At 68.1% G+C, this 6051-nt stretch carries 5 protein-coding genes; 2 read left to right on the forward strand and 3 right to left on the reverse strand.

All coding sequences use genetic code 11. The features are described 5' to 3' along the window. Positions 1-1041: TraB/GumN family protein (locus ACLP25_RS27525; RefSeq protein ID WP_442472285.1), on the forward strand; the 1041-nt coding region annotated here is incomplete at its 5' end. Positions 1042-1044: 3 nt separating this feature from the next. Here ACLP25_RS27525 and ACLP25_RS27530 read toward each other — a convergent pair. The 3 genes from ACLP25_RS27530 to ACLP25_RS27540 form a co-directional block, all read right to left on the reverse strand. Continuing rightward, positions 1045-3420 (reverse strand): aldehyde dehydrogenase family protein, encoded by a 2376-nt coding sequence (locus tag ACLP25_RS27530; RefSeq protein WP_442472289.1) that lies wholly within the window; start codon positions 3418-3420, stop codon positions 1045-1047. 8 nt (positions 3421-3428) lie between these two features. Further along, entirely contained in the window at positions 3429-4415 is a 987-nt protein-coding gene (gene deoC, locus ACLP25_RS27535; protein WP_442472286.1) for a deoxyribose-phosphate aldolase, read from the reverse strand. A 222-nt stretch (positions 4416-4637) separates the two neighbouring features. Next, on the reverse strand, positions 4638-5192 hold the full coding sequence (locus tag ACLP25_RS27540; protein ID WP_442472287.1) for a Uma2 family endonuclease: 555 nt from the start codon (positions 5190-5192) through the stop codon (positions 4638-4640). Positions 5193-5502: 310 nt separating this feature from the next. On the opposite strand from ACLP25_RS27540, the gene ACLP25_RS27545 reads away from it, so the two are divergent. Next, positions 5503-6051, forward strand: a 549-nt coding sequence (locus tag ACLP25_RS27545) for an AMP-binding protein (protein WP_442472288.1), incomplete at its 3' end; no start/stop codon positions are given.

A 6051-nucleotide genomic window follows, 5' to 3' on the forward strand; every position in this document is an offset into this window, starting at 1 on the left:
GCAGCCATCGGATCGAGGAAGTCGCGCTGCGCAAGCTGTAGGGCCATGGTACCCCGGTCGGGCTGGCGCTGGGCCGGGCTCGTCGGCCTCGCTTTGGCCGCGGCGCCCGCCTTGGCGGAGCCGCCGCCGACCTGCCATGGAAAGGACCTCAGCCAGATCGCCGGACTCGCGGAAGCCCGCCAACGGCGCGCCGACGATCTTGTCAACGCCGACGCCCTCTTCTGGCGCGTCGATAAAGCCTCGCTGCCGCCCTCGTATCTCTTCGGCACGATCCACTCGACCGACGACGAGGCGCTCGCGATCGCGCGGCGCGCGGCGATGCAGATCCCGGAAGGGAAAATCGTCGCCACCGAACTCGGCGGCCCCTTTGACGTCATGGAGAAGGCCGACATCGGGGCGGCGATGCTCGCCCGGGCGCTGGACCGCGACCACGACACGTTCGCGGATGCACCCGCCCCGGACCGCGGAGCCATCGAGAAACTGGTCGCCGGGCGCGGCTATCCGACGGAATTCGCCCATCATCTCAGGCTCTGGTTCCTCGCGGTTCTGACCGCGGCGCCAGCCTGCGAGGCGAAGCGCGAGGCTCTCAACCTGCCGGAAGTCGACGAATTTCTCGCCGAGCAGGCGAAAGCGGCCGGCATCAAGGTCGTCGCGCTGGAGACGCCGCAGGAACAGCTCGACGCGATCGCATCGGTACGGCCCGAAGTCGCCGCCGCCATGCTCTCCGTCGCCGCGCGCGACCCGGAAACGAACGATGACGTCTACGCTACGCTCCTAAAGCTGTACCGACAGAGCCGCCCCGCCGAGATCCTGGCCGTCGGCGACGCGGTCGGCGGCATGAGCGACAGCGAACGCGCCGCCGAGGACGAATTCACCGGCCTGCTGCTCACAGGGAGGAACGCGATCATGGCCGAACGCTTCGCGCCGCTGTTGAAGGACGGTGGGGCTTTCATCGCCGTCGGCGCGTTGCACCTTACCGGCAAGGACGGCCTTGTCGAACGGCTGCGCAGGCTCGGCTACACCGTCACCAAGGTCTGGTAAGACTTATTCGCCGTAAGGCGTCCAGATATTCTTGACCTGGGTCGCGCGCCGCAGGAACTCCCTCCCCTCGGCGCCCGGCCAGTCCATGAGCGCCGACCGCGTCCAGGTCACCTTCAGGTTGCCGGCGGAAGCCGCCTTGACCCTGGCGGCCCCGGCCGCGTCGCCGACGTACCAGACTGCATCGACGCCGTCGTGCTCGGCCAACGTCGCCGCCAGCGCGTTCGCCTCGCCGGTCACGATGTTGACGACCCCGGCGGGGACGTCGGACGTGTCAAGCACGGAATAAAGATCGGTCGCGCTCAGCGGATGGCGCGCCGAGGGGACCGCGACCACGCTATTGCCCATGGCGATCGCGGGCATGACCAGCGAGACGAAGGCGAGCAGCGGCGCCTCGTCCGGGCAGACGATCCCCATCACCCCCCAGGGCTCGTTCATCGCCAGCGTCACGAACTTTGAGCGCGTCGCGTGGACCGCGCCGTCGTACTTGTCGGCGAAGCCCGCATAGAAGAAGGCCCGCCGGATCGACGCGTCGACCTCAGCCGCGGCGGCGCGCCTGGACGCGCCGGTCGTCACCTGCAGTCGGCCGGCGAACTCGTCGGCGCGGGCGCTCAGGTTCTCGGCGACGTAATAGAGCACCTGCGCCCGGCTGTGCGCCATGGCGGCGGCCCAGGACGTCGCCTTGGCGGCGGCCTCGACCGCGTTGCGAATGTCCTTGCGCGAGCCGAGTCCGGCAAGCCCGACCTCGCGTCCCTTCGGGTCGAGGACCGCGTAGCTGAATCCGGAGTCGGGGCGCGCCTGCTTGCCGCCGACATAGAGCTTCGCCGTTCGGTCGATGCCGGTCGCGCCCTCGTCCGCCGGAGCGAGACCCGGCAGGACATCGAGCGCAGGCGCCTTCGCTGGATTAGGCTTGCCCCATGGCGCATCGGCGACCCGATATTCAATGAGGCCTTCCCGGCCGCCCTCGCGGCCGAAGCCGCTCTCGCGATAGCCGCCGAAGCCGGAGGCTGCGTCGAACAGGTTGGTCGAATTGATCCAGACGACGCCCGCCTTGATCCGCGCCGCGACCTCGAGCGCGCGATTGACGTTCTCGGTCCAGACCGAGGTCGCGAGGCCATAGCGGGTGTTGTTGGCGAGCGCGACGGCCTCGTCGGGCGTGCGGAAGGTCGTGGAGACCAGGACCGGGCCGAAAATCTCCTCTCGCATCAGGACCGACGCCGGCTCGGCGCCGGTGACCAGGGTCGGCGGATAGAATGAGCCGCGGTTCGGAAGCGCGTCGTCGGCGCGCCAGATTTCGAGCCCCTCCTCGGCGCCGGCGCGCATCAGCCGCTCGATCCGTTCGAGCTGCGCGGGGGCGACGATCGCGCCGACGTCGGTCGACTTGTCGAGCGGGTCGCCCACCCTGAGGCGCGCCATCCGCGCGCGAAGTTTGGAGGTCAGCGCGTCGGCGATCCCCTCCGCCGCAAGCAGGCGGGAGCCGGCGCAGCAGACCTGACCCTGATTGAGCCAGATCGCATCGACCACGCCCTCGACGGCGCTGTCGAGGTCAGCGTCGTCGAAGACGACGAAGGGCGACTTGCCGCCAAGTTCGAGGGCGAGCTTCTTGCCCGTTCCCGCCGTCGCTTTTCGGATCGCCCGTCCGACCTCGGTCGAGCCGGTGAAGGCGATCTTGTCGACGCTGTCGTGAGCGACGAGCGCCGCCCCCGTCTCGCCGTCCCCTGTGACAATGTTGACGACGCCGGGCGGCAAGGCCGCCTCGATGCAGATCTCGGCGAAGGCCAATGCGGTCAGCGGCGTATACTCGGCGGGCTTGAGCACGACCGTGCACCCGGCGGCGAGCGCGGGCGCGATCTTCCAGGCGAGCATCAGGAGCGGGAAATTCCACGGGATGACCTGCCCGCAGACGCCGACCGGGCGCGTGCCCGGAAACTCGCTCTCGATCAGGGAGGCCCAGCCTGCGTGATGATAGAAGTGCCGGGCGACCAGGGGCAAGTCGATGTCGCGCGACTCGCGGATCGGCTTGCCGTTGTCGATCGTCTCCAGGACCGAAAGAAAGCGCTCGCGCTTCTGCACATGGCGGGCGAGCGCATAGAGGACGCGCGCCCGCTCCTCGCCCGGCGTCGCCGCCCATTTCGGCAGCGCCTTGCGCGCGGCGGCGACGGCGGCGTCGACATCGGCGGGCGAGCCCTGGGTCGCGCGCGCGATGCGCTCGCCGGTAGCGGGGTTGAAGACGTCGAACAGCTCGCGCGGTTTCGTGAACCGCCCGCCGATGAAAGGACCGAAGCCGCCTTCGTGCTTCAAGAGCCAGGCTCGGACGTGGTCGCTGCTTTCGGGCGAGGGGCCGTAGTCCATCGTGCGCAGAATGTCCTTGATGAGCGCCATCATGGTCCTCACGCCATCGCGTGGCGGTGGGCGGCCGAATAGCGGCCGGTCGCGTAATGGTCGAGCTGCCGCTCGATGTCGGTCAAGAGCCCGCTCGCCCCGATGCGGAACAGGTCCGGCTGCAGCCAGGGCAGAGCGAGTTCCTCCTTCATCAGAATGAGCCAGGCGAGCGCGTCCTTGGCGGCGCGCAGGCCCCCCGCGGGCTTGAAGCCGATGTCGACGCCCGCGCGCTCGCGGTAGTCGCGCAAGGCCCGGACCATGACAAGGCTCACCGGCAGGGTGGCGTTGACGTCCTCCTTGCCGGTCGACGTCTTGATGAAGTCGGCGCCGGCCTGCATGGCGACCATGCTCGCGGCGTAGACGTTGCGCAGGGTCTTCAGATCGCCCGTGCCGAGGATGGTCTTCAGATGGGCGGGACCGCAGGCTTCGCGCATCGCCGCGACCTCGTCGTAGAGCGCCGTCCAGTCGCGCGAAAGCACATGGGCGCGGGTGATGACGACGTCGATCTCGGCCGCGCCCTCGCCGACCGCGTAGCGGATCTCGTCGAGCCGGACCTTGAGCGGGGTGAGCCCGGCCGGAAAGCCGGTCGCGACCGAGGCGACCGGGACGCCCGAGCCCTCGAGCGCGCGCACGGCGGGCGGGACCATGGTCGGATAGACGCAGACGGCGGCGACGGTTGGGGGCGCGTCCTCGAGCCCGAGCGCGGCCAGGAGGTCCCCGGCGAGCGGCCGCCGCGCCTTGGCGCAGAGCCGGCGCACCCGCTCCGGCGTATCGTCGCCGGAAAGGGTGGTGAGGTCGATGCAGGTCAGCGCCTTCACAAGCCAGGCCGCCTGGTATTCCTTCTTGACCGAGCGGCGGGTCGTCAGCGTGGCGGCGCGGCGCTCGACGGCGCTCGCATTGACCCCGACGCTCTCGAACCAGGCGGGATCGAGCCGGACGCCGGGATTGCGGGGCCGGTTGTGGCCCTCCAGGGCCCTGTCCGTCGCCTGATCCATGGGGTCCTCGCTTGTCTTGGAGGCGGCCAAACTGTCACGAACGGGGGGACGCGTTCAAGAGCAGGCTCAGGTCTGGCAGCCATCGCGCCTTTTCAGGAGGTTGCGCGCCCGAATCGGTCACGATTTCATGCCCGGAAGCGTCCGCCGGGCGACCCAGAACGATCCCCTCGCGCTTCATTTTAACACATATTATTGGTTTTTCTGTTTGACCTCGTGCTCGCCTCATGCCGCCGGGAAGAACTCGTCGACCGCCAGTTGGAGCCCCGGCGGGTCGAGCCGAAGCGGGCCGCTGGTCAGAATACGGGTCTCGATCAGGTCGCCCTGACCGCGCCGGTGGTGGATCACAGTGCGCCGCTCGGGGTCGACGATCAGGTAGTGCGCCACGCTCGATAGCGAGAAGTAGCCAACGAGCTTGACCCCGTGATCGCGCGCCGCCGTGCCATCGGACAGGACCTCGACGACGATCATCGGGTTCGGAATCTCAATCGCGTCGGGCGGTAGGCGCGGCCCGCAATAGACGAGCGCGTCCGGCTCGAGGGCCGTCCGCGAGGCCACGCGGACCGTAGCGCCGTCCGGCAGGACCCGGCACGGGACCCCGGCGCGTTCGATCGAGCGCCGCAAAGCGACCGACGCCTCCGACTTCGCTTCAAGATGCGCCACGCGCTCCGGCGCCATCATAATGGGATGCCCATCGAGCAATTCCCAGCGCCCGTCACGCTCCCCGGCCCAGCCGAGGAACTCGTCCACACTCATAAGCTTCTGTGTGGCGGTCGACATGGCGCCGAGCTTAGCACTGCGCGCCTTCGAGGGTAACTCCGGGGAGGCGGCTGGGCTCCGCCGCCCCCTCACCGCGGCGCGAACAATTCGTCCACCGCAAGCTTGAGCGCCGGTCGAGCCGCAGCGCGACGTCGGTCGGAATGCGCATCTCGGTCAGGTCGCCGGACGGCCTACACTTCAAGATGAAGAAGCTCCAATCGTCTGATCGACCGGGGACAATTACACTGTACACTTGATCCAAATCAACGCATTGGTGTGGAACCACAGTATTGTCCCTCAATTTTTCAATAACGAGTGAGGCGTTCGCGCCATGCCAGGCAAACTCATCGACGTCAGTCCGTCGGCCTATCAGTATCCCCTTCTCATCAAGCATCTGCTGCACTACCCGATGGTGCACGCGCCCGATCAGGAGATCGTCTACCGGGACCTGAGGCGGCACAGCTACCGGGTCTTCCGCGAGCGCATCGGGCGGCTCGCGAGCGGGCTCGCAGAACTCGGCGTAAGGCCCGGCGACGTCGTCGCCGTTCTCGACTGGGACAGCCACCGCTATCTCGAGTGCTATTTCGCCGTGCCGATGATGGGCGCGGTGCTGCAAACGGTCAATCTCTCTCTCCCGCCGGAGGGTTTGCTGTTTGCAATGAACGACGCGGCCCCCTCGACCGTGCTGGTCAACGCGGACTTCCTGCCGCTGTTGGAAAAAATGGCCGACAGGCTGCCGTCGGTGCGGAAATACGTGCTCCTACACGACCGCAAGGAGAAGCCGACGACGCGTCTGCCGATCGAATGCGAATACGAGGAAATGCTGGAGGCGAATTCGCCGTTCTTCCAGTTCCCGGACTTCGACGAGAACACCCGCGCA

The sequence above is a fragment of the Roseiarcus sp. genome (assembly GCF_052145395.1).
Lineage (GTDB): Bacteria > Pseudomonadota > Alphaproteobacteria > Rhizobiales > Beijerinckiaceae > Roseiarcus.